21 protein-coding genes are annotated in these 20,788 nt (G+C 67.1%); 11 read left to right on the forward strand and 10 right to left on the reverse strand.

What is annotated here, in order from left to right:
- Window positions 1-11: 11 nt before the first annotated feature.
- Genes BLU77_RS06510 through BLU77_RS06520 form a run of 3 tightly spaced genes read left to right on the forward strand, consistent with a single transcriptional unit; the run spans window position 12 to window position 1,859 of the window.
- Entirely contained in the window at window positions 12-359 is a 348-nt protein-coding gene (locus tag BLU77_RS06510; protein WP_089773031.1) for a hypothetical protein, read from the forward strand.
- Window positions 360-806, forward strand: coding sequence for a hypothetical protein (locus BLU77_RS06515; protein WP_089772203.1), 447 nt, complete (start codon window positions 360-362; stop codon window positions 804-806).
- A gap of 48 nt (window positions 807-854) precedes the next feature.
- Window positions 855-1,859, forward strand: coding sequence for a quinone-dependent dihydroorotate dehydrogenase (locus tag BLU77_RS06520; RefSeq protein ID WP_342741463.1), 1,005 nt, complete (start codon window positions 855-857; stop codon window positions 1,857-1,859).
- 13 nt (window positions 1,860-1,872) lie between these two features.
- Here the strand turns inward: BLU77_RS06520 and BLU77_RS06525 are convergent, their stop codons facing one another.
- Together BLU77_RS06525 and BLU77_RS06530 are read right to left on the reverse strand one after the other, a co-directional pair.
- Window positions 1,873-2,886, reverse strand: coding sequence for an aldo/keto reductase family protein (locus BLU77_RS06525; protein ID WP_089772205.1), 1,014 nt, complete (start codon window positions 2,884-2,886; stop codon window positions 1,873-1,875).
- Window positions 2,887-2,925: 39 nt separating this feature from the next.
- On the reverse strand, window positions 2,926-3,513 hold the full coding sequence (locus tag BLU77_RS06530) for a DUF3043 domain-containing protein (protein WP_245708698.1): 588 nt from the start codon (window positions 3,511-3,513) through the stop codon (window positions 2,926-2,928).
- 60 nt (window positions 3,514-3,573) lie between these two features.
- Here BLU77_RS06530 and BLU77_RS06535 point away from each other — a divergent pair, with 60 nt between their 5' ends.
- The 6 genes from BLU77_RS06535 to BLU77_RS06560 all read left to right on the forward strand — a co-directional run bounded on the left by BLU77_RS06535 (window position 3,574) and on the right by BLU77_RS06560 (window position 9,645).
- On the forward strand, window positions 3,574-4,767 hold the full coding sequence (locus BLU77_RS06535) for a glycerate kinase (protein ID WP_175476962.1): 1,194 nt from the start codon (window positions 3,574-3,576) through the stop codon (window positions 4,765-4,767).
- A 118-nt stretch (window positions 4,768-4,885) separates the two neighbouring features.
- The gene (gene erpA / locus BLU77_RS06540) at window positions 4,886-5,245 is read left to right on the forward strand and encodes an iron-sulfur cluster insertion protein ErpA (RefSeq protein ID WP_089772208.1); all 360 of its coding nucleotides are present in this window, start codon (window positions 4,886-4,888) and stop codon (window positions 5,243-5,245) included.
- A gap of 104 nt (window positions 5,246-5,349) precedes the next feature.
- On the forward strand, window positions 5,350-6,303 hold the full coding sequence (locus BLU77_RS06545) for an FKBP-type peptidyl-prolyl cis-trans isomerase (RefSeq protein ID WP_089772209.1): 954 nt from the start codon (window positions 5,350-5,352) through the stop codon (window positions 6,301-6,303).
- A gap of 275 nt (window positions 6,304-6,578) precedes the next feature.
- Window positions 6,579-7,406, forward strand: a complete 828-nt coding sequence (ctaC, locus tag BLU77_RS06550; protein ID WP_245708699.1) for an aa3-type cytochrome oxidase subunit II — start codon at window positions 6,579-6,581, stop codon at window positions 7,404-7,406.
- A complete protein-coding gene (gene ctaD, locus BLU77_RS06555) occupies window positions 7,406-9,202 on the forward strand; it encodes an aa3-type cytochrome oxidase subunit I (protein WP_089772210.1) in 1,797 nt (598 codons plus the stop codon). Before ctaC ends, ctaD begins: the two co-directional genes overlap by 1 nt.
- Window positions 9,202-9,645: a cytochrome c oxidase subunit 4 gene (locus BLU77_RS06560; protein WP_245708700.1), complete on the forward strand. Its 444-nt coding sequence runs from the start codon at window positions 9,202-9,204 to the stop codon at window positions 9,643-9,645. The genes ctaD and BLU77_RS06560 overlap by 1 nt, the downstream gene beginning before the upstream one ends.
- Window positions 9,646-9,858: 213 nt before the next feature.
- Here the strand turns inward: BLU77_RS06560 and BLU77_RS06565 are convergent, their stop codons facing one another.
- From BLU77_RS06565 to ctaE, 5 genes are all read right to left on the reverse strand, one after another.
- Window positions 9,859-10,470 carry a superoxide dismutase gene (locus BLU77_RS06565; RefSeq protein ID WP_089772211.1) on the reverse strand — a complete coding sequence of 204 codons (612 nt, stop codon included), beginning with the start codon at window positions 10,468-10,470 and terminating at the stop codon, window positions 9,859-9,861.
- Window positions 10,471-10,617: 147 nt separating this feature from the next.
- Window positions 10,618-12,300: a cytochrome bc1 complex cytochrome b subunit gene (gene qcrB / locus BLU77_RS06570; RefSeq protein WP_089772212.1), complete on the reverse strand. Its 1,683-nt coding sequence runs from the start codon at window positions 12,298-12,300 to the stop codon at window positions 10,618-10,620.
- Window positions 12,297-13,334 carry a cytochrome bc1 complex Rieske iron-sulfur subunit gene (gene qcrA, locus BLU77_RS06575; RefSeq protein WP_089772213.1) on the reverse strand — a complete coding sequence of 346 codons (1,038 nt, stop codon included), beginning with the start codon at window positions 13,332-13,334 and terminating at the stop codon, window positions 12,297-12,299. Before qcrA ends, qcrB begins: the two co-directional genes overlap by 4 nt.
- Window positions 13,331-14,110 (reverse strand): cytochrome bc1 complex diheme cytochrome c subunit, encoded by a 780-nt coding sequence (qcrC, locus tag BLU77_RS06580; protein ID WP_089772214.1) that lies wholly within the window; start codon window positions 14,108-14,110, stop codon window positions 13,331-13,333. Before qcrC ends, qcrA begins: the two co-directional genes overlap by 4 nt.
- Before the next feature lie 53 nt (window positions 14,111-14,163).
- On the reverse strand, window positions 14,164-14,808 hold the full coding sequence (gene ctaE / locus BLU77_RS06585) for an aa3-type cytochrome oxidase subunit III (protein WP_425441208.1): 645 nt from the start codon (window positions 14,806-14,808) through the stop codon (window positions 14,164-14,166).
- 260 nt (window positions 14,809-15,068) lie between these two features.
- On the opposite strand from ctaE, the gene BLU77_RS06590 reads away from it, so the two are divergent.
- Both BLU77_RS06590 and trpD read left to right on the forward strand, forming a co-directional pair.
- Window positions 15,069-15,494, forward strand: a complete 426-nt coding sequence (locus BLU77_RS06590) for a response regulator (protein WP_089772216.1) — start codon at window positions 15,069-15,071, stop codon at window positions 15,492-15,494.
- Complete coding sequence (trpD, locus tag BLU77_RS06595; protein WP_089772217.1) at window positions 15,491-16,561, forward strand: anthranilate phosphoribosyltransferase; 1,071 nt, start codon at window positions 15,491-15,493, stop codon at window positions 16,559-16,561. The genes BLU77_RS06590 and trpD overlap by 4 nt, the downstream gene beginning before the upstream one ends.
- Window positions 16,562-16,591: 30 nt before the next feature.
- Here trpD and BLU77_RS06600 read toward each other — a convergent pair whose 3' ends face one another.
- From BLU77_RS06600 to BLU77_RS06610, 3 genes are all read right to left on the reverse strand, one after another.
- On the reverse strand, window positions 16,592-16,873 hold the full coding sequence (locus BLU77_RS06600; protein ID WP_089772218.1) for an Lrp/AsnC family transcriptional regulator: 282 nt from the start codon (window positions 16,871-16,873) through the stop codon (window positions 16,592-16,594).
- A 58-nt stretch (window positions 16,874-16,931) separates the two neighbouring features.
- Window positions 16,932-18,746, reverse strand: a complete 1,815-nt coding sequence (locus BLU77_RS06605) for a DEDD exonuclease domain-containing protein (RefSeq protein ID WP_089772219.1) — start codon at window positions 18,744-18,746, stop codon at window positions 16,932-16,934.
- A gap of 175 nt (window positions 18,747-18,921) precedes the next feature.
- Window positions 18,922-20,730, reverse strand: a complete 1,809-nt coding sequence (locus tag BLU77_RS06610) for an AMP-dependent synthetase/ligase (protein WP_089772220.1) — start codon at window positions 20,728-20,730, stop codon at window positions 18,922-18,924.
- Window positions 20,731-20,788: the final 58 nt, after the last annotated feature.

Below are 20,788 nucleotides of genomic sequence, written 5' to 3' on the forward strand. Positions count from 1 at the left end.
CAGTGTCCTTCATGCCTGTCGTGCTCATCGCGGCGTCGCTCGTGCTGGCCGGTTGGGCCGGCTGGCGAGCACTCCGGGACCAGCCGGTAATCCTCCGCCAGCTGATCGCCGGGGCGGTTCTGGAGGGAATCCTCGTGGTTCAGATGATTGTGGCCGGGGTGCAGATCGCCCGCGGCCATGAGGTCGATCCCGTGCTGCTCTGGGGATACCTCATCACGGCGTTGCTGTTGCTCCCGGCAGCCGCGGTCGTGGCTGTGGCCGAACGCAGCCGGTGGAGCTCTGTGGTGCTCGGAGCCGCATGCCTGACAGTGGTGGCGATGCAGGTGCGTGTGCACCAGCTGTGGACCGGGGGTGTCTGAATGGGCCGTGATTCCGTGACGCAGCAGGACTCCGCGGAGGACACCCGGCGGCCGGCCTATGGCGCGGGCCGTGTGCTGATCTTCGTCTACGGAGTGTTCGCGCTCTCGGCATCCGCGCGGGCGAGCGTGCAGCTCATCCGGTCCGCGAGCGAGGCCCCGCTGGCCTACACCCTCTCGGCCGTTGCCGCGGTGATCTACATCGCTGCCGCCGTCGCGATGGCACACAACGGCCGGCGGATGCGTCGCCTCGCGTGGGTCACGGTGGGCATCGAGCTGGCCGGAGTGCTTGCCGTGGGCACCCTCAGCCTCTGGCACACCGAGCTCTTCGGCGACGACACGGTATGGTCCCGGTACGGTGCCGGGTACGGCTATGTGCCGGCCGTGCTCCCGCTGCTCGGACTGTTCTGGATGTGGCGGTCCTCTCCGGCCCGTATCGCGCAGGCCTGAGCGGTAGGCCGGTGCCAGTACGCTGAAATCGTGGCCAGCCCGTACAGCGTGTTCTTCTCCTCCGTCTTCACTCGGATCGATCCCGAGACAGCCCACCGCATTGCCGGTCGGCTGATTCAGGTTGCCGGTCGCGTGCCACCGATTCGGGAGGCGTTGCGCCGTTCACTAGGTCGTCCGGCCAGGCCCTCCTGGCGTCTGTTCGACCGTGACATCAGGGGACCTCTCGGTGCCGCAGCGGGTTTCGACAAGGACGCGACGATGGCTACGGCACTGGACGCGATGGGATTCGCGTTCGTGGAGATCGGCACCGTGACCGCGAGGGCGCAGCCCGGCAACGAGCCTCCTCGACTGTGGCGGCTGGTGCCTGAGCGCGCCCTGCGCAACCGGATGGGCTTCAACAACGCCGGGGCGGCGGCCGCCGCGGCCCGGCTGCGCCGTCTGCGGCGCACCCCGCACGGCCGGCGCATGCTGATCGGGGCGAACATCGGTAAATCGAAGGTGACTCCGGCGGCCGAGGCTGTGGGTGACTATGTCGCGAGTGCCCGGGCTGTGGCGCCGCACGTGGACTATCTCGTGGTGAATGTCTCCTCGCCGAACACGCCGGGCTTGCGGGATCTGCAGCAGAGCGACGCTCTACGACCGATCCTCGCGGCTGTACGGGACGCCGCGCGGGCGGCGGCCGCCCGGGAGGTCCCGGTGCTGGTCAAGATCGCTCCCGATCTCGCGGACCCGGATGTCGACGCCGTGGCACGGCTCGCCCTGGAGCTCGACCTCGCCGGCGTGGTGGCCGTGAACACCACCATCGCGCACGACCTCGGACCCGGGGGAGTGTCGGGTCCGCCGGTGCGGGAGCGCGGCCTGCAGGTGGTGCGCCGGGTGCGGGACGTCCTCGGTCCCGAGCCGGTCGTGCTCGGCGTCGGTGGTATCTCCACGTCGGCAGACGCGCAGGCGTACCTCGATGCAGGGGCCACGGCTGTCCAGGCCTACACGGCCTTCATCTATGGTGGGCCGGCCTGGCCCGGTCAGGTCAACCGAGCACTGCGCAGGGACTGACGCGACCGCGTGGTCAGCAGAGGCGTTCCTTCGGAGACACGTCGTCGGTGATCCGCGGATCCCGCACCACGGTCTCACCGAGGATCTGGTCGATCCGGGTGAGCATCTCCTCAGGGATCTCCACCCCGGACGCCGCGACATTCTCCGCCACCTGCTCCGGGCGTGAGGCGCCGATCAGGGCTGCGGCGACATTGTCGTTCTGAAGCACCCAGGCCACGGCGAGCTGCGCCATCGTGAGGTTCAGCTCCTCCGCCACGGGTCGCAGGTCCTGGACGCGCCGCAAGAGCTCCTCCTTGCCGAGCAGACCGCCGATCATCGTCGCGCCGCCCTGGGTGTCAGCGGCCCGGGAGCCTTCCGGGGCAGGCTGACCGGGCAGATACTTGCCGGTGAGAACGCCCTGAGCCACAGGCGAGAACACGATCTGGGAGATACCGAGCTCTGCTGAGGTAGGCACGACCTCCTCCTCGATGACCCGCCACACCATCGAGTACTGCGGCTGCGAGGAGACGAGACTGATGCCCAGCTCACGTGCCAGGGCATGCCCGGAGCGCAGCTGCTCGGCCGTCCACTCGCTGACACCGATGTAGTGCGCCTTGCCGGACCGCACCACGTCGGCGAAGGCCTGCATGGTCTCCTCCAGCGGCGTCGCGTAGTCGAACCGGTGCGCCTGGTACAGGTCGACGTAGTCGGTGCCGAGGCGGCGCAGCGAACCGTTGATGGACTCCATGATGTGCTTGCGCGAGAGGCCGGTGTCGTTGTGCCCCTTCGGGCCCGTCGGGAAGTAGACCTTCGTGAAGATCTCCAGACTCTCCCGACGCTCGCCGGCCAGCGCGTCGCCGAGCACCTCCTCGGCCTTCGTGTTCGCGTACACGTCGGCAGTGTCGAAGGTGGTGATGCCGGCATCGAGGGCGGCCCGCACGCACGCTGCGGCCGTGTCGTTCTCGACCTGGGACCCGTGGGTGATCCAGTTGCCGTAGGTGATCTCGCTGATCTTCAGGCCGGAGCGGCCGAGGTGACGAAAGCGCATTCCACGATCCTAGCGCGCAGGGTGCGCTTGGCCCTCAGCTCAGCTGGGGAAGGACCCCCGCGCGACCTGAGGCTTCGGGAGCCGGGTGCGCCGGAGCTGGAATGCCCGCATCACGACGTACATGATGATGCCGCGACCGACCCGGTCCGTGCCGTACTTCGCACGCACCTTCCGGCGGAGCCGCACGGCGAGGATGATGGCATCGGTGAGGGCGACGAAGACCAGGATGTACAGCGAGTAGAACGCGATCAGCGCCACATCGGGAGGGATCGGCAGGAAGCCAGCACTGAGCATGATGAGCACGATCAGCGCCGCGATGGGCAGGAACATCTCGCCGAGGTTCCAGCGGGCGTCGACGTAGTCACGCAGATAACGTCGAACCGGGCCACGGTGCTGGGCCGGCATGTGTTGCTCGTCGCCGGTGACCATCGCCTGGTTCATCCGTTCCCGGGCCTCGGCGTACTTCGCGCGCTGCTCCCGGCGGGCTGCGCGCCGATCGGTGGGCACCAGGGGTCGCTTGTTCCGCGCCTCGGCGTCCCGTCGCCGGGGCGTGGGGCGCCCCTTACCAGCGGGCAACTCCTCCTCGACAGCAGGGGCGGCGTCCTCGATCTTCTTCCGTCCGAACACATCCAGCAGCCTAGTCGAGCCTCGGCTCTTCCGGTGCCGCCGGCCTGGGAGGATGACGGGGTGGATGTGCTGATCAGTCCGGACCGGATCGCGCCGTTGGCCGCCGGGGAGGTCGCGCGTGCCCTCGCCCAGTCATGGCGCGAGCACGGTCACACGGTGCTCGAACGGCCGATGAGTGACGGCAGCGCCGGCATGGTGGAAGTGATCCGCGCCGTGCGGGGTGGCGATCTGCTGCCGGTCCCCGTGGTTCCGGCCGGCGCGGGCAGCGGGGACCGGCCCGTGCCGGTGGAACTGCTGCACGTGCCCGGTCGTAGCGGGGGGACGGCGTACGTCGATGGTTCGCTCGTGCTGGGCGCGGGAACGGACGATCATGAGCGCTTGCTGGCCACCGGGACCACGGCACCGGTGGCAGACCTGCTGCTCGCGGCCCTGGGTACGGGTGCCTCTCGCGTCATCCTCGGCCTTGATCAGGCGGCCGTGCACGACGGCGGTCGCGGCCTCCTCGACCGTCTCACCGAGCGCTGGGGGCTGGCGGGGGACGGCAGTTCGACGCCGTGGTCGGCCTTGCGTGCGCGCCTCGCCGGCGTGCACCTGGTGGTGGCGGTGGCCACCGACCTGCCGCTGCTCGGCCTGACGGGAGCGGGGGCGGCGCTCGCCCGCTGGCCGGGAATCACCGCGGCCGCAGCTCAGGACGCCGAGCGGGTGGTGGGTGAATACACCGCCGGACTGCTCCAGACCGCAGAGGCAGCCGACGCGGTCGCGGAGGCCGGTCACCGGACCGATCCCGGGCTCGGCGGGCTCGTCCCGACCGTTCGCGCGCCGCATACGGTGGTCCGTCCGTCCCGCGACTACGGCACCGGCGCCGGCGGTGGCGCTGCCAGTGCGCTCGCGATGCTCGGAGCGCGGCTCCTGCCGGGCGCAGACGTCGTTGCCGCGGAGATCGAGCTCGCCGCCGCCGTCGAGAGCGCCGACCTTGTGGTCACCGGCACCACGACGTTGGACGGGAGCGCGATGCACGAGTCCGTGGTCGCGACGGTCGGGCGGGCCGCGATGGCCGTGGGGCTACCGGTGGTGGCCGTCGGTGCCGAGGTACAGACGAGTCGCCGGGACGGCGCCCGGGTAGGGGTGAGTGCGACATACCCGGTCGTCGACGCTCCCACGACGAGAAGCCGGACCAGCCAGACCGTCGAATCGGACCCATGGACCGCGCTGGTGAGACGGGGAGAGCGGATCCGCCGGACGTGGACGCAGTGACGTACCCTGGGAGGAACCGGATCGCGCCCGATGCCGAGCCGGGAACAGGAGTGGGCTCCGGTGCGTTGCCCCCTCAGCAGGCCGGTCCGACCGGCGCGCACGACCTTCGGAGAGACAGATGACGCAGACCACACCCACCACGGAAACACTCGAGCACGAGGTGGCCCTGACCGATGTGGCCGCTACCAAGGTGAAGGCGCTCCTCGAGCAGGAGGGCCGGGACGACCTGCGGCTGCGCGTCGCTGTACAGCCCGGCGGGTGCTCAGGACTGATCTACCAGCTCTACTTCGACGAGCGCTACCTTGACGGCGACGCCGTCCGCGATTTCGAGGGCGTCGAGGTGATCGTGGACAAGATGAGTGTGCCGTATCTGGCAGGTGCCACCATCGACTTTGCCGACACCATCGAGAAGCAGGGCTTCACGATCGACAACCCGAACGCCGGAGGCTCCTGTGCCTGTGGCGACTCTTTCCACTGATCTGATTCAGACCAGCGACCGCACGTCGACGGCCGCGCCGCTCCTCGTCGAGCAGCGCGGCCGTCGTCACGTGGGACGCCCCGAACAACGAGACGAGTGACACCGTGACCGTGCGACCCTTGCGCGCCCTTGCCCTGTTCGTGGCCGGTGGACTGGCCCTCGCAGGATGCGCCGACGAACCAAGCAGCACCGATCCGACCAGCCAGCCGAGCACGTCGCCCAGCGCCACGGCTGTCGAGGGTGAGGTGACTGACGCCGAGGCGTCAGGTGCCTTCGGGGAGGCACCGCAGTTCACCTTCTCCAGCGAGACGCCACCTGAGGGCCTGCAAGTCGAGGTGCTCTCTGAGGGTGACGGTGCCGCCGTGGAGCCGGGTGCCGTCGTCGTGGCGAACTACGCAGGGATCGTCTGGGGTGCGGAGGAAACCTTCGACGACTCCTACAGCCGTGGTGCGCCGTCGATGTTCTCCCTCAATGCAGTGGTGCAGGGCTGGACTGACGGGATCCCGGAGCACCAGATTGGCTCACGGCTGCTGATGAGCATCCCAGCTGAGCTCGGATACGGGCCCAATGGCGGGAACTCCGATGCAGGGATCGGGCCGGAGGACACCATTGTGTTCGTGGTCGACCTGGTCGAGGTGTACAACCCGGAGCAGGCCGGCGAGGCTGGGGCGAGTGAGGTGACTCCCGCTGCGGACCTGCCGGTGACGATCGAGGGGGCGCTGGGAGAGCCTGCCACGATCACCGTGCCCGAGAGTGCCGATGAACCGACGGAGGTGGTCACGATCGTCGTCGCCGAGGGCTCAGGTGAGCCGGTTCAGGCCGGAGACTCGGTCGCCATCGGGATCGCCGGGACCGCCTGGGACGGATCGCCCGCCGGGAGTAGCTGGAGCATGGATGGCACGCCCGGATCGGGGCCCTTCTCGGACGTCGTCGGTCGCGGCACGGTCGTGGACGCTACGGTCGACGTCCCCGTCGGCTCACGCGTTCTGGTGCTCGCGCCGGCAAGTGAGCAGGCACCGGCGGTGGCCTACGTGGTGGACGTACTGGGCACAGCCTGAAACGCGGAGCACATGACCTGACAGAGCGTCAGGTAATCTGCTGCGCGACCGAGCGTCCTGCACACGGACCGGCCTGTTTGACGATAAGGTGGCAGCGGACCAGCAGGCGCCGGAGACGAACGCTGGGACACCGCCCGAGACCGTGCGGTGGACGAGCGTTCCGGACCCAGTCGGTACTAGTTGAGATCGTGACGTCGGAAGGCTTGAGGATCGTGCCATCGCCCTCTCCCCAGACCACGAGGCGGCGCACTGTCGGCCTCGGGGCGCTCGGGCTCGTGACCGCCCTCGCACTGGGCGGATGCTCCGCCGAACAGGTGTCGAGAGGGTGGCTGCCCGGAACGCCAGGCATCACCGAGTTCAGTGACGATGTGGTCACGCTGTGGAACGGATCCTGGATCGCCGCGCTGGCCGTCGGCGTGATCACGTGGGGCCTGATCATCTGGTGCATCATCGTCTACCGCAAGCGCAAGGGGGACGACCGTCTCCCGATCCAGCTGCGTTACCACCTGCCCCTGGAACTGTTGTACACCTTCGTGCCGCTCGTGATGGTCGGCGTGCTCTTCTACTACACGGCCACGCTCCAGGAGGAGATCACCAACCCCGAGGCCGAGCCGGACGTGCAGATCGACGTCTATGGCCGCCAGTGGACGTGGGACTTCGTCTACACCGACGAAGGTGTCTGGGACACCGGGGTGCCGGCTCAGCTGGACGGGACGATGGCACCCGCCGAGGACCTGCCGACTCTGTACCTTCCGGTCGGCGAGACGGTGGAGTTCACGATCCGCAGCAGGGATGTCGCACACTCGTTCTGGGTGCCCGCGTTCCTCTACAAGATGGACATGATCCCCGGTGAAGTGAACACCTTCCAGCTCACCCCGGGTGAGGAAGGGACCTTCATCGGCAAGTGCGCCGAACTGTGCGGCGAGTATCACGGCTCCATGCTGTTCAACGTCTCCGTGGTCTCGGCGGAGGAGTACCAGGCGCACATTGAAGAGCTGCGCGAGGCAGGCCAGACGGGTGAGCTGGGAACCGAGTACGACCGGCAGAACGCCGCCGATGTACCCAGCTCCACCAGCGTCGATGACGAGGGAGCTGACCACTGATGGCGATCCAGGACGACCTGCGCGCAGACGCCGGTGCGGAGGAACCGGCCGGTGACGCGGTGCCCGGTCTGCGGCCGGAACGCCAGAGCCTCGGGAAGACGGTGGTGTCGTGGGTGACGACCACCGACCACAAGACCATCGGGTACCTGTACCTGATCACCTCGTTCGTGTTCTTCTGCTTCGGCGGTCTCCTCGCTCTGGTGATCCGTGCCGAACTGTTCGAGCCCGGCATTCAGATCGTTGCCAGTGGCGAGCAGTACAACCAGATGTTCACGATGCACGGCACGATCATGCTGCTGCTCTTCGCCACACCGCTGTTCGTCGGTTTCGGCAACATCCTCGTCCCGCTGCAGATCGGAGCACCGGACGTCGCCTTCCCGCGGTTGAACATGTTCGCCTACTGGCTCTTCCTGTTCGGAGGCATCATCGCCTCCGCGGGATTCCTGACGCCGCGTGGCGCGGCCAGTTTCGGGTGGTTCGCCTATACACCGCTGTCGAACGCCACGTACTCTGCGGGACTCGGGGGAGACCTGTGGGTGATGGGTCTGGCGATGACCGGATTCGGTACGATCTTCGGCTCAGTCAACTTCATCACCACCATCCTGTGCATGCGGATGCCGGGGATGACGATGTTCCGGATGCCTATCTTCACCTGGAACATCCTGCTCACCTCGATCCTGGCGCTGATGGCGTTCCCGATCCTGGCCGCCGCACTGTTCGGCCTCGGGGCGGATCGCGTGCTCGGAGCGCAGATATTTGCTGCCGAGAACGGTGGTGCGTTGCTATGGCAGCACCTGTTCTGGTTCTTCGGGCACCCCGAGGTCTACATCATTGCCCTGCCGTTCTTCGGTATTGTTTCGGAGATCATTCCGGTGTTCTCGCGGAAGCCCATTTTCGGCTACGTCGGTCTGGTGTTCGCCACCATCGCGATCGCAGGGTTGTCGGTGACGGTGTGGGCGCACCACATGTATTCCACGGGTCAGGTGCTCCTGCCGTTCTTCTCCCTGATGACGATGCTCATCGCCGTCCCCACTGGCGTGAAGTTCTTCAACTGGATCGGCACCATGTGGCGCGGCAAGTTGACCTTCGAGTCGCCGATGCTGTGGTGCGTGGGCTTCCTGGTGACCTTCCTCTTCGGCGGGCTCACGGGGATCATCCTGTCTGTCCCGCCGCTGGACTTCCACGTGACCGACACCTACTTCGTCGTCGCGCACTTCCACTACGTGGTGTTCGGGACAGTCGTGTTCGCGATGTTCGCCGGCTTCTACTTCTGGTGGCCGAAGTTCACCGGGAAGATGCTCGACGACCGACTCGGCAAGGTGCACTTCTGGCTGTTGTTCTTCGGCTTCCACGGGACATTCCTGATCCAGCACTGGTTGGGTGTGATGGGCATGCAACGCCGCGTGCCCGACTACCTCCCCGAGGACGACTTCGTGTGGATGAACCAGCTGTCCACGATCGCTGCCGTGATCCTGGCGCTGTCCACGTTGCCGTTCCTGTGGAACGTGTACAAGACCTGGCGCTCGGCACCGAAGGTAACCGTGGATGACCCGTGGGGGCATGGCAACTCCTTGGAGTGGGCCACCTCCTGCCCGCCACCCCGGCACAACTTCGTGACGCTGCCGAGGATCCGTTCGGAGCGGCCAGCCTTCGATCTCCATCATCCTGAGGTGTCAGCGCTAGACCACGCCCAGCCCGAGCGGGATCTGCTGGACAAGGTCTACGGCGAGGCTGAACGGGACGGCCAGGCCGAGGTCGCCCACGACCGTGCGCAACGACAGAGCGGAGACGAGTGATGAGCGCCAAGACCCACGGTCCTCGCACGGAACCGCACAAGCCGATCCGTACCGAAGCCGTCTTCTTCCTCGGCCTGCTGGTGTTCTTCATCCCGATGTTCGTGATCTACGGGCTCTGGTCCGGGTGGGAACCCGTGGGGTCGACCGCACTGGCGTTGGTCGTCGGTCTGTGGTCGATGGTGGGCTTCTACCTGTTCCTGCTGAGCCGGCGGATCGATCCTCGGCCCGAGGACGACCCGATGGCTGATGTGGACACCGCTGCGGGGGAGTACGGCACCTTCTCGCCGTGGAGCTGGTGGCCATTGGTCCTCGGGATCGCCGTCTCATTCGTCTTTCTGGGCGTCGCCGTCGGATGGTGGCTGTTCGGCATCGGCGTCGGCCTCGCACTGATCGGCCTGGTCGGTCACGTGATGGAGTTCAGCCGCGGGCACCACGCCCACTGAGAGCGGCAGGGCCGGGCTCGCCCACTGACCTTCAAGCACCGAACGCATAGCGAGGGGCCCCTCACCACGATCTGTGGTGAGGGGCCCCTCGTGCTGCGTGGCGAGCTCAGCGAGCCTGCAGGCCCTGAGTCCGGCCGTCACGAGGTACTGGTACCTCTGTGGTGCGCGTGCGCGGCTCCAGTGACGGCACCGACCCGTGGGGAACGGTTCGGCTCACACTGTGGAGTGGGCGCGAGCCTTCTCCAGACGTGCGGAGACGTCCTGCCAGTTCGCGATGTTCCAGAACGCCTTGATGTACTCCGCCTTGACGTTGAGGTAGTCGAGGTAGAAGGCGTGCTCCCACATGTCCAGCATGAGCAGCGGTGTGATGGAAACCGGCACGTTGGACTGCTGGTCGAAGAGCTGGAAGATGGCCAGCCGTTCGCCCAGACTGTCCCACCCGAGCACGGACCAACCAGACCCCTGGATGCCGGCCGCGTTGTCCGCGAAGTGCTGCTGGAAGGCGCTGAACGAGCCGAAGAACTCGGTGATCGCAGCCGCCAGCTCGCCTTCCGGCTCACCGCCGCCGTCCGGGGACAGGTTGTTCCAGAAGATGGTGTGGTTGATGTGCCCCCCGAGGTTGAACGCAAGGTTCTTCTCGAGCAGATTCACCGTGCCGAGGTCGCCCGACTCCCGTGCTGCCGCGAGCTTCTCCAGCGCAGTGTTGGCGCCCGCCACGTACGCAGCATGGTGCTTGTCGTGGTGCAGCTCCATGATCTTGCCGGAGATGTGCGGCTCGAGCGCCGAGTAGTCGTAGGGCAGGTCAGGAAGCGTGTACTGGGCCATCGGGTTCCTCCCGTGTAGACGTGACGTTCCGTGATACGCAACGCGTGGGGCGCCGCGTTGACCGTCTCCGCACCGCAGAGCGGTGGGGAGACGGACATCATGTTGCCCTGATGTATCGAGGCCTTCCCACCGTAACCCGCATTCGCGTCAGCGCGCCTCGAGCGTCTCGCGAGCTGGATCGGATTCGAGCTCGTCATGCTCTCCGTGGGAGTGCGAGGCGGCAAGCTCTGCTGGGGTGACGGGCTCGACGCGGTCCTCGTAGAAGAAGCGCGAGATGCGCTGCCGCAGGCGGTCCTTGCGGTATCCAGGTCGGCGGACGCCCGCAGAGTCCTCTTCGGCGGCGATCTCAACGGGGCGACGTGGCTCGTGGGAGACCAGTACCCACCGCTCGTAGTCGTCCAGCGGACGGTGCACCTCGATGTACTCACCGGAGGCGAACCTCACCACACGACCTGTCTCGTGGCCGTGCAGGGCTAGCTCGCGATCCTTGCGCTGGAGTCCGAGGCAGATCCGTTTAGTCACGATGAAGCAGATCACCGGAAGGATGAAGATCAAGATCCGGAACGCCCAGGTGATCGCGTTCAGTGACAAATTGAAGTGGGTGGCGATCAGGTCGTTCGCACCCGCAGCGTTGAGAACGAAGAACGCACTGAGGATCGCGACGCCGGATGCGGTCCGCACCTGGGCGTTGCGGGGCCGGTCCAGCACGTGGTGCTCGCCGGTGTCCTTCGTGACGAACGCCTCGATGAAGGGGAACAGCGCCAGCGCAGTGAACAGGATTCCTGGTACGACCACACCCGGGATCAGCACGTTGAGCGAGAGCGTGTAGCCACCGAGCACGAACTCGGTCTGCCCCGGCATCAGACGCAGCGAGCCCTCGAGGAACAGCATGTACCAGTCCGGTTGGGCACCGGCACCGACGATCGACGGGTCGTAGGGGCCGTAGGCCCAGACGTTGTTGATACTCATCAACGCGCCCATCAGGGAGAGGACGCCGAAGACGATGAAGAAGAAGCCACCCGCCTTGGCCGTGTAGACGGGGAACAGCGGGAAGCCGACTACGTTCTTGTCGGTGCGTCCCGGGCCGGGGAACTGGGTGTGCTTGTGCCAGACGATCAGGAACAGGTGCACCGCGATCAGCGCCAGGATCAATCCCGGCACGATCAGGATATGTACGGTGAACAGCCGCGGGATGATGTCGGTACCGGGGAACTCGCCGCCAAACAGCATGTAGCTGCCGTAGCTGCCGATGATCGGCATCGCGCGCAGCACCCCGTCCGCGATGCGCAGGCCGTTGCCGGAGAGCACGTCGTCGGGGAGTGAGTAGCCGGAGAAGCCGGCAGCCAGGCCGAGGATCAGGAGCGTGAACCCGACGAGCCAGTTCAGCTCGCGCGGCTTGCGGAAGGCGCCGGTGAAGAACACACGCATCATGTGCACGGTCATCGCACCGACGAAGATCAGTGCCGCCCAGTGGTGGATCTGCCGCATCAGCAGCCCGCCCGGCACGTGGTGCGACATCCAGACGGTCGAGGCGAACGCCTCGGACATCTCCAGGCCCTGCATCGTCACGGGCAGAGCATCGTCGGGATAGTGCACCTCGGTCATGCTCGGCACGAAGAACATGGTGAGGAAGATCCCGGTCAGGATCAGCACCACGAAGCTGAACAGAGCAATCTCACCGAGCAGGAAGGACCAGTGGTCGGGGAAGATCTTCCGGGCGAACTCCTTGACCATCTTGGACGCGCCCACCCGGGTGTCCAGGTAGTCGGCCCCGGCTGCGGCGGCGGGGGAGGTCGTGGGTCCGTTCGAGACCTCAGTACGGGCGCTCATCGCTCACGCTCCCAGTAGCTCGGGCCGACAGGCTCGTTGAAGTCGTCCTGCGCGTACAGATATCCCTCGTCATCGACGGCGATCGGAAGTTGGGGCAAGGGCCGCTTGGCGGGGCCGAACACCACCTTGGCCTGATCGGTGACGTCGAAGGTGGACTGGTGGCACGGGCAGAGCACGTGGTGCGTCTGCTGTTCGTAGAGGGCAACAGGGCAACCCACGTGTGTGCACACCTTGGAGTAGGCGACGATCCCGTCGTAGGACCACCCTTGACGCTCCTCGGGCTCCTTCAGGATGGAGGGGTCGACCCGCATCACGATGGCCACAGCCTTCGCCTTCTCCTCGAGGTAGTGCTCCTCCTCCGGGAGGCGCCAGGGCATGACGTGAACCATGCTGCCGCGCGTGATGTCGGAGGCCTTGAGGCGGCGGTCGGTGGGGTCCGTAGCCAGATAGCGGCGCCCTCCGTCCGGGGCGCCGGCCCATGCGGTGTGGCGGAACTTCGAGACGTTCCAGTCGGCGCCGAGGTTGCCGACCAGCGGCACCAGGAAGGTCAACGGGGCGAGGGCGAGTGCCGTACCGAAGGCGCCCTTGAGGACCGGACGCCGAGCGATGCCGGAATCGTCGGCGCCTTCGCGCAGCATCTCCACGGCGCGTTCGCGGGTCGCGTCGTCTCCGCGTTGGGCGTGGCGCTCCTCGACCTTCTCGTGGTCGTTCATCAATGTCTTGGCCCAGTGGACCGCGGCGACGCCGATGCCGAGCATGCCCAGCCCCAGCCCGACGCCGAGCACCAAGGTGTTCATCCGGAGATTACCGGCGTCCGGGTCGGCCACCGGGAACGCCACATATCCGACGATCCCGCCGATCGTGGCGAGGATCGAGACGGTGAACAGTGCAACGACCTGTCGCTCGGACCGCTTCGCCGCCTTCGGGTCCTCGTCACCGAGCCGGGGCCGGTGCGGTGCCAGGCCTGGATTCTCGAACCGGTCCGGCTCGGCAGTTGTCAGCTCGTTGTGGCCAGTGTGCTGAGGTGAGCTCATGATGACCGCGCTCCGATCCAGACGGCGGCACCGATGAGCACGCCCATTCCGACGACGAATACCCATAAGCCCTCAGAGACGGGGCCGAGCGACCCGAGACTGAACCCGCCTGGGTTCGGCTCACGCTGCTCCACCAGGTAGGCGATGATGTCCCGCTTGTCCTCCTGCGTGAGTGTCGCGTCGTTGAATACCGGCATCGACTGCGGGCCGGTGAGCATCGCCTCATAGATCTCGGTCGGTGTGGACTCGTACAGGGCTGGGGCGTACTTACCCTCCGTGAGCGCACCCCCCGCACCGACGGCGTTGTGGCACATCGCGCAGTTGGTGCGGAAGAGCTGACCACCGACAGCAGCATCGCCGAGCGCGGGGTCCACCTGCTCGTCGGACGGGATCGACGGTCCGGGGCCAAGAGACGCGATGTAGGCCGCCACCTGCCGGGCCTGCTCCTCGTCCAGCTGCGGTGGCTTGGCCTCCGCCTGCGGAGAGTTCGCGTCCATCGGCATCCGCCCGGTGACGATCTGGAAGTGCACTGACGCGGCACCGACGCCGACGAGGGACGGGGCCGTGTCCATGCCTTCGGCGTCCAACCCGTGACAGGTGGAGCAGTTCGTGATGAACAAGCGCTCGCCTTCGGCCAGGTCGTTCGCGCTGGCCGTGTCCGCCTGGGCCGCGCTCGGGGCGAACGCGGCGTACACGGCACCGGTGAACAGCAGTGCCAACATCATCAGGACGACCGGCGCCAACCGGTGCCGTCGACCTGCGGCTAAAGCCTTCACTTCTACGAATCCTCGAATCAGGTGGGGGTCGGAGTTGACGGGGCGAGACGCTGCTAGAGCATTGGCAGCAGGTAGATGACGCCGAACAGGACGATCCAGACGGCGTCGACGAAGTGCCAGTAGTAGGAGACGACCAGTGCCGTGGTCGCCTCGTGCTCGCCGAACCGGTTCGCCGCGAAAGAACGCAGAATGACGACCAGGAAGGCGATCAGCCCGCCGACCACGTGCAGGCCGTGGAAGCCGGTGGCCAGGTAGAACACGGACCCGTAGGACGAATTCGCGATCGTGAGGCCGTGCTCGACGAGCTCGGCGTACTCGTACACCTGACCCGCGACGAAGAACGAGCCCATCAGGAACGTGAGGATGTACCACTCCTGCATCCCCCACTTGGTGACCTGCAGCAGCGAGCCGGTACGTACCGGCTGGAAGCGCTCGGCCGCCCACACGCCCAACTGGCACGTCACTGAACTGAGCACCAGCACGAGGGTGTTGATGCCGGAGAAGGTGATGTTCAGGTAGTCATAGCCCTGGCCCCACACCTCCGGCCCGGCGACAGATCGATGGGTGAAGTACATCGCGAACAGCCCGGCGAAGAACATCAGCTCGGAGGAGAGCCAGACGATCGTGCCCACCTGGGTGAGGTTGGGCCGGTTCACCGCCAGGTGTGGCGTAGCTGGGTGAGAGGTTGCAGACGACACGGTGTCATTATGGCGGTTCGGAGCCCGTGCTGGACACCTCATGAGGCTCCGATTCGCATTTCAGGCGCGATCGCGCCTGAAATGTGATCTCCCGGCGCGTCGTCCAGACCATCGACCTGACAGGAGAGTCGAATCCGTCGTCTCATGCCCCTGGGCTCGGAGCGCAGTCCGATGCGCACGGAGGAGGGCGGTCGCGTCTAGGATGGTCGAGGACCACGACGGTGCGGGCCTGGAGTGTGCCCTGGGTAGGAAGGACCACGATGACCGCAGTAGAGCACGAGGAAGTGGCAGCGGCTGAGACCGAGAGCACGGTATCGGTGCTGCTCTACAGCGACGACCCGGCTACTCGCGCTCAGGTGCTCACCGGGGTGGGGCGACGGGCCTCGATCAACAGTCCGCGGATCCTCTGGCAGGAGGTCGCAACCCCGGCTGCGGTGGTCGACTACGTCGAGAACGGCTCTTACGATCTGCTGATCCTCGACGGTGAGTCAGCGAAGTTCGGTGGCATGGGACTATGCCGCAGCTTGAAGACGGAGATCTACCAGTGCCCACCGGTACTGCTGTTGATCGCGCGTGCACAGGATGCGTGGCTCGCGTCCTGGTCGGAGGCTGACGCCGTGGTGTCGATGCCGCTCGACCCGCTTGAGTTGCAGGAGACCGTCGCCGACATGCTTGCTTCGTCGTGACAGCAGGCCAGGGATCCGAGGCGTTCACCTGGCCGGACCTGATCACCCGACTGGTGGCTGGGGAAGACCTCGGGTCCGCGGAGACGACCTGGGTGATGGACCAGGTGATGGCTGGCAACAGCCACCCGATCGCGCTCGGTGGCTTCTTGGTCGCCCTGCGTGCCAAGGGCGAGACCGTGCCCGAGGTGACGGGCCTGGCGGACACGATGCGCCGGCACGCCCTGACCGCCGATATCAACCCCGATGCGGTCGATATCGTCGGCACCGGGGGTGACCGGCACCGGAGCGTGAACATCTCGACGATGGCAGCGCTGGTGGTCGCGGGTGCGGGAGTTCGTGTGGTCAAGCACGGCAACCGCGCCGCGTCGTCCTCGAGCGGTTCTGCCGATGTGCTCGAGGCGCTCGGAGTACGGCTCGATCTGAGCCCGCCCGAGGCCGCGCGGGTGGCCAGTGAGACGGGGATCACCTTCTTGTTCGCCCAGGTGTATCACCCGAGCTTCCGGCACGCGGCAGCCACGCGACGTGAACTCGGAGTGGCCACCGCGTTCAACATCCTCGGTCCGCTGACGAACCCGGCGCGGCCGCGTGCCGGGGCGATCGGAGTAGGGGACGCCCGGATGGCACCGATCGTTGCGGGCGTGTTCGCCGAGCGGGGGACCTCCACGGTGGTCTTCCGGAGCGAGGACGGGCTCGACGAACTCGCCAGCACTGCTCCGGCTCGCGTGTGGGATGTTACAGCCGCGAGCGGCGGTGTGGTGCGCGAGCACGTTGTTGACGCCACGGTATTCGGTATGCCCCGCGCCACCTTGGACGATCTGCGTGGTGGGTCACCGCAGCAGAACGCTCAGGTGGCCCGGGATCTGCTCGCCGGCGCACCTGGCCCTGTTCGGGACACCGTCCTACTGAACGCTGCTGCCGGTCTGGTCGCACACGGGTCGCTTCCTGGTACGTCCGACGGTGGTCTCACCGACCGTTTTGCCGCCGGGATCGAGACGGCTGCACGGGCCATCGACTCCGGGGCAGCTGCTCAGGCACTAGACCGTTGGGTCGCTGCGACCCAGGTGTGAGAGTGACTAGATCGGCGCGGTTGTCGTCGATCAGTCATCGAGTCCGAGCGCGAACGCTGCTTCCAGGTCGTGCTGGGAGTAGGCCTGGAATGCGATGTAGGTGCGTGTGCTCACGACTCCGGGGACCTTGCTGATCCGGTCGGCGATGACGTCGGCCAACTCCTCGTGCGCTGAGACGCGCACCACGGCGATGACGTCGACGTCGCCAGTGGTCGAGTACGCCTCGCTGACCCCGGAGAGCTCGGCGACCGATGCGGCCACCTCGGGGATCTTCGCGGACTCGGCGTCGATCAAGACGATCGCGGTCAGCATGATGGTTCCTCCAGGGTGTGCGACGGTGCCGGCGCAATGACCGGCGAGATGTGCCCCATCATGCCGCGCCGGAGCTGCCGCCGCCGTGACGGTCGGTGGCGGGCGCGCCGTGGGTGGAATGGTCGGGGTGGAAGATCGGCGTGTCGTTCCGGGACGGACCCAGGGCGCGGTGCTCGGTATCGCGCACGTGGCGGTCGGTGAAGCGCGGCAGTGCCGCCGTTGCTCCGTGCACCGGGACCGACCATCCGCTCCCGGCGTCGGCCAGTGTGGCTTCCACGAGGCGGGTGCCCGGTGTCTCCAACCACCGGAGCACCAGTTCGGTCTCCTCCGAGGTGGCTGCTCCACCGAGGCAACGACCGGGCTGGACGTCCTCGCCGCTCTCGGCGAGCGCACGAACGACACCCATGACGGCGGCCCCCGGCTTGGTCACCGTGGTGGCGGCGAGTCGTCCGAAACGGATCAGGACCAACTCCCATCCGCCGTCGGAGTGGCGGCGGGCAGCGATGATCTGCGGGGCCCGCTGGAGCGGGCCGTGTCGCTCGGCGCGAGACGCACCGCGCAGGTAGGCGAGCAGCTGGTCCCGCCGGACGGCAGCCTCTTCGTAGCGTTGCTGTCCGGCCAGGCGAGCGATCACCCGCCTGGCCGTGTCGACGACGGCCGTGACATCACCGTCCATCGCTTGCTGCGCGCGGCGGACCCGGTCGTCGTACTCGGGGACCTCCCGTACGCACGGGGCCAGGCACTTGCCCATCTCGGCGAGCACACAGGCTGAGGTGCGCCCCGTGGGAGTCCGGGCGAGCCGCGTGGTGCACGTACGCAGGCCGGTGGCCGCGACCAGGGCCGCGGCAGCACGATCCGCCTGAACGCGAGAGGAGAACGGCCCGATTGCGCGATCGGCCAGGTCGACCGGCACGGTGCGGACCACGGAGAGACGGGGATACGCCTCGTCGGTGAGCCGGAGCCAGGGTTGCCGCTCCGGTGACCGGGACCGGCGGTTGTATGGGGGCCGATGCTCGGCGATCCCGCGTAGCTCACGCACGGCGGCCTCTAGCGGCGTCGCGCACGGGATCGGACGTACCGCTGTCGCCACGTCCACCATCTCGGCGATCCGCGTGCGCTTCTCCGCCGCCGTAAAGTAGCTGCGTACCCGGCGGCGGAGGTTCACGGCGGTGCCGATGTAGAGCACCTCACCGCGCGGACCCAGGAAATGGTAGACGCCTGGCCCGGTCGGTAGACCGTCGGCAAGTGTGGCCTTGCGGCGGCGGCCCGCGGGAACCGGGTCGGCCGCGGTGGCGAGGTCTTCGACATGGGTGACGCCCAGGCCACTCATCCGAGCGAGCAGCCCGTGCAGCACGTCCACGGTGGCGCGTGCATCGGTCAGTGCCCGGTGGTCCGGTGCGGTCGGTGAGCCGAACAGCGGAGCCAAGGTGGCGAGCTTGTGGTTGGGAGCCTCGTCACGGGTGACCACCCGCCGAGCGAGCGCGACCGTGTCCACCACCTGGGGCCGGGGCCAGGTGAGCTCCATCCGATCGCTCGCGGCACGCAGGAAGCCGACGTCGAAGCGTGCGTTGTGCGCGACCAGGATCGCCCCACGGGTGAACTCCAGGAAGGCGGGGAGCACCTCGGTGATCGGCGGTGCCGTCATGACCATCGCATTGGTGATCCCGGTGAGCACCGTGATGGTGGGTGGGATACCCACCCCAGGGTTCACCAGTGTCTGGAACTCGCCGAGCACGTCGCCGCCGCGGACCTTGACCGCCCCGATCTCGGTGATCGCACTCTCTCGTGGAGATCCGCCGGTCGTTTCGAGGTCCACCACGACGAAGGTGGCATCGAAGAGCGGCGTGCCGAGCTCGTCCAAGCCCAACTGCACGGGAGTTCCGGGGGCACCCGCCGACCCCGGCGCTCCCGGCTGGGCGGGATCGTCGACTCGGGCAGCCGGCGCCCCGGCCGGGGCGGACGGAGCAAGTTCTCGGCCATCACCGCGAAACGCTACGCGCCAGGGGTGACACGACAGGTTCGGACACCCCGGACCGGGTGCCCTCGCCTCAGCCCTGCTCGCGCTCGGCCGCCGCCTTGGCGTACAGCGCGTCGATCTCCTCGGCGAAGTCACGTAGCACCAGGTTGCGCTTCACGCTCATCTTCGGGGTGAGATAGTCGCCGATCGTGAAGTCCTCGGGCAGCACGTCGTACCGGCGGACCGATTCGGCACGCGAGACCGAGGCGTTGGCCGAATCCAGCGCGTCCTGAAGCGCCGCGCGCACCTGCGGGTGCTCGGCGGCCTCGGTCACGCTCATTTCCGGCAGCCCCTGGTTGGACAGCCACGTCGGCAGCATCTCGGCGTCGAGGGTGAGCAGCGCGGCCACGAACGGGCGCTGATCGCCGATCACGACGCACTGGCTGATGAGCGCGTGTGCACGGATCTTGTCCTCGAGCTGGGACGGGATGACGTTCTTGCCACCGGCGGTGACGATCATCTCCTTCTTCCGGCCGGTAATCCGCAGGTACCCATCCTCATCGAGGGTTCCCAGGTCGCCGGTGTGGAACCACCCATCGGTGACGGCCTCGGCCGTGGCCTCATCGTTCTGGTGATATCCACTGAACACGGCGATGCCCTTGGCGAGGATCTCACCGTCCTCAGCGATCCGCAGACTGATCCCCGGGAGCGCCGGACCCACCGTGCCGATCTTGGAACGGGACGGCACATTCACCGACACCGGCGCAGTGGTCTCGGTGAGCCCATACCCTTCGAGCACCCGGACCCCGACGCCGCGGAAGAAGTGGCCGAGCCGGTCTCCGAGCGGGGCGCCACCCGAGATCGCATACTCGACCTGGCCGCCGAGGGCCTCTCGGATCTTGTGCAGGACCAGTTTGTCGGCCACCGCGTACTTGAGCTTGAGCGCGGGCCCCGGTCCTCCGGTGTCCAGCGAACGGGAGTACTCCGTGGACACACCTGCTGCCCACCGGAAGATCTTCACCTTGCCACCGGCCGCAGCCTTCTGCTCGGACGAGTTGTACACCTTCTCGAACACGCGAGGCACCGAGAGGATGAACGTGGGGCGGAACGCTCCGATGTGCTGCAGCAAGGTCGTTGGATCACCGACGTGCCCGATCGGTACGCCCGCACAGATGGTCAGGATCGAGACAAATCTGGCGAAGACATGCGCCAACGGCATGAAGAGCAAAGTCCGTGCTCCGTCGTGCAGGATCTCCTGCCCGAGGGCGGCCATGGCATTGCGGCACAGCTCCACGAAGTTGCCGTGCGTGAGCTCGACACCCTTGGGCGGGCCTGTGGTGCCCGAGGTGTAGATGATCGTGGCCAGATCGCTGAGTCGCAGCGCGTCGTAGCGTTCGCGCACCTGGTCGTCGCTCACCTCGACGCCCGCCTGAGTGAGTTGATCCACCGCACCGTCGTCGAGCACCCACACTGCCTGCAGCGGGTTCTCGCCTGCGGCCTCCTGTAACAGGGTCGCCAGCTCCGCCGTCTCGGTGACGACTCGATCGGCACGCGAGTCGGACAGGATCCACCGGGCCTGCTCGACCGAGGACGTCTCATAGATCGGCACGGTGACGGCGCCTGCGTACCAGATGGCGAAATCGAGAACGGTCCACTCGGCACGCGTGCGGGACATGATCGCGATGCGGTCACCGGGGCGCACTCCGGAAGCGATCAGACCCTTCGCCACACCTGTGACCTGCTCGTGCAACGTCTGCGCGGTCACGGGGGACCAGCCGGCGCCGTCGGGACGTTCGATGAGGACCCGTGCCGGTTCCTTCGCAGCCCAGTCGACGAGGAGGTCGGGGATCGCCAGCTCCTCCGGCGTGGAGACCATGAGCGGGACGTCGGTGGCATTCATGCGAGCGGCTCCTTCGGCACAGTGATAATCCTGCGCTCACTCTATCCGCGTGGAGCCT

The sequence above is a fragment of the Ruania alba genome (assembly GCF_900105765.1).
GTDB classification, from domain to species: domain Bacteria; phylum Actinomycetota; class Actinomycetes; order Actinomycetales; family Beutenbergiaceae; genus Ruania; species Ruania alba.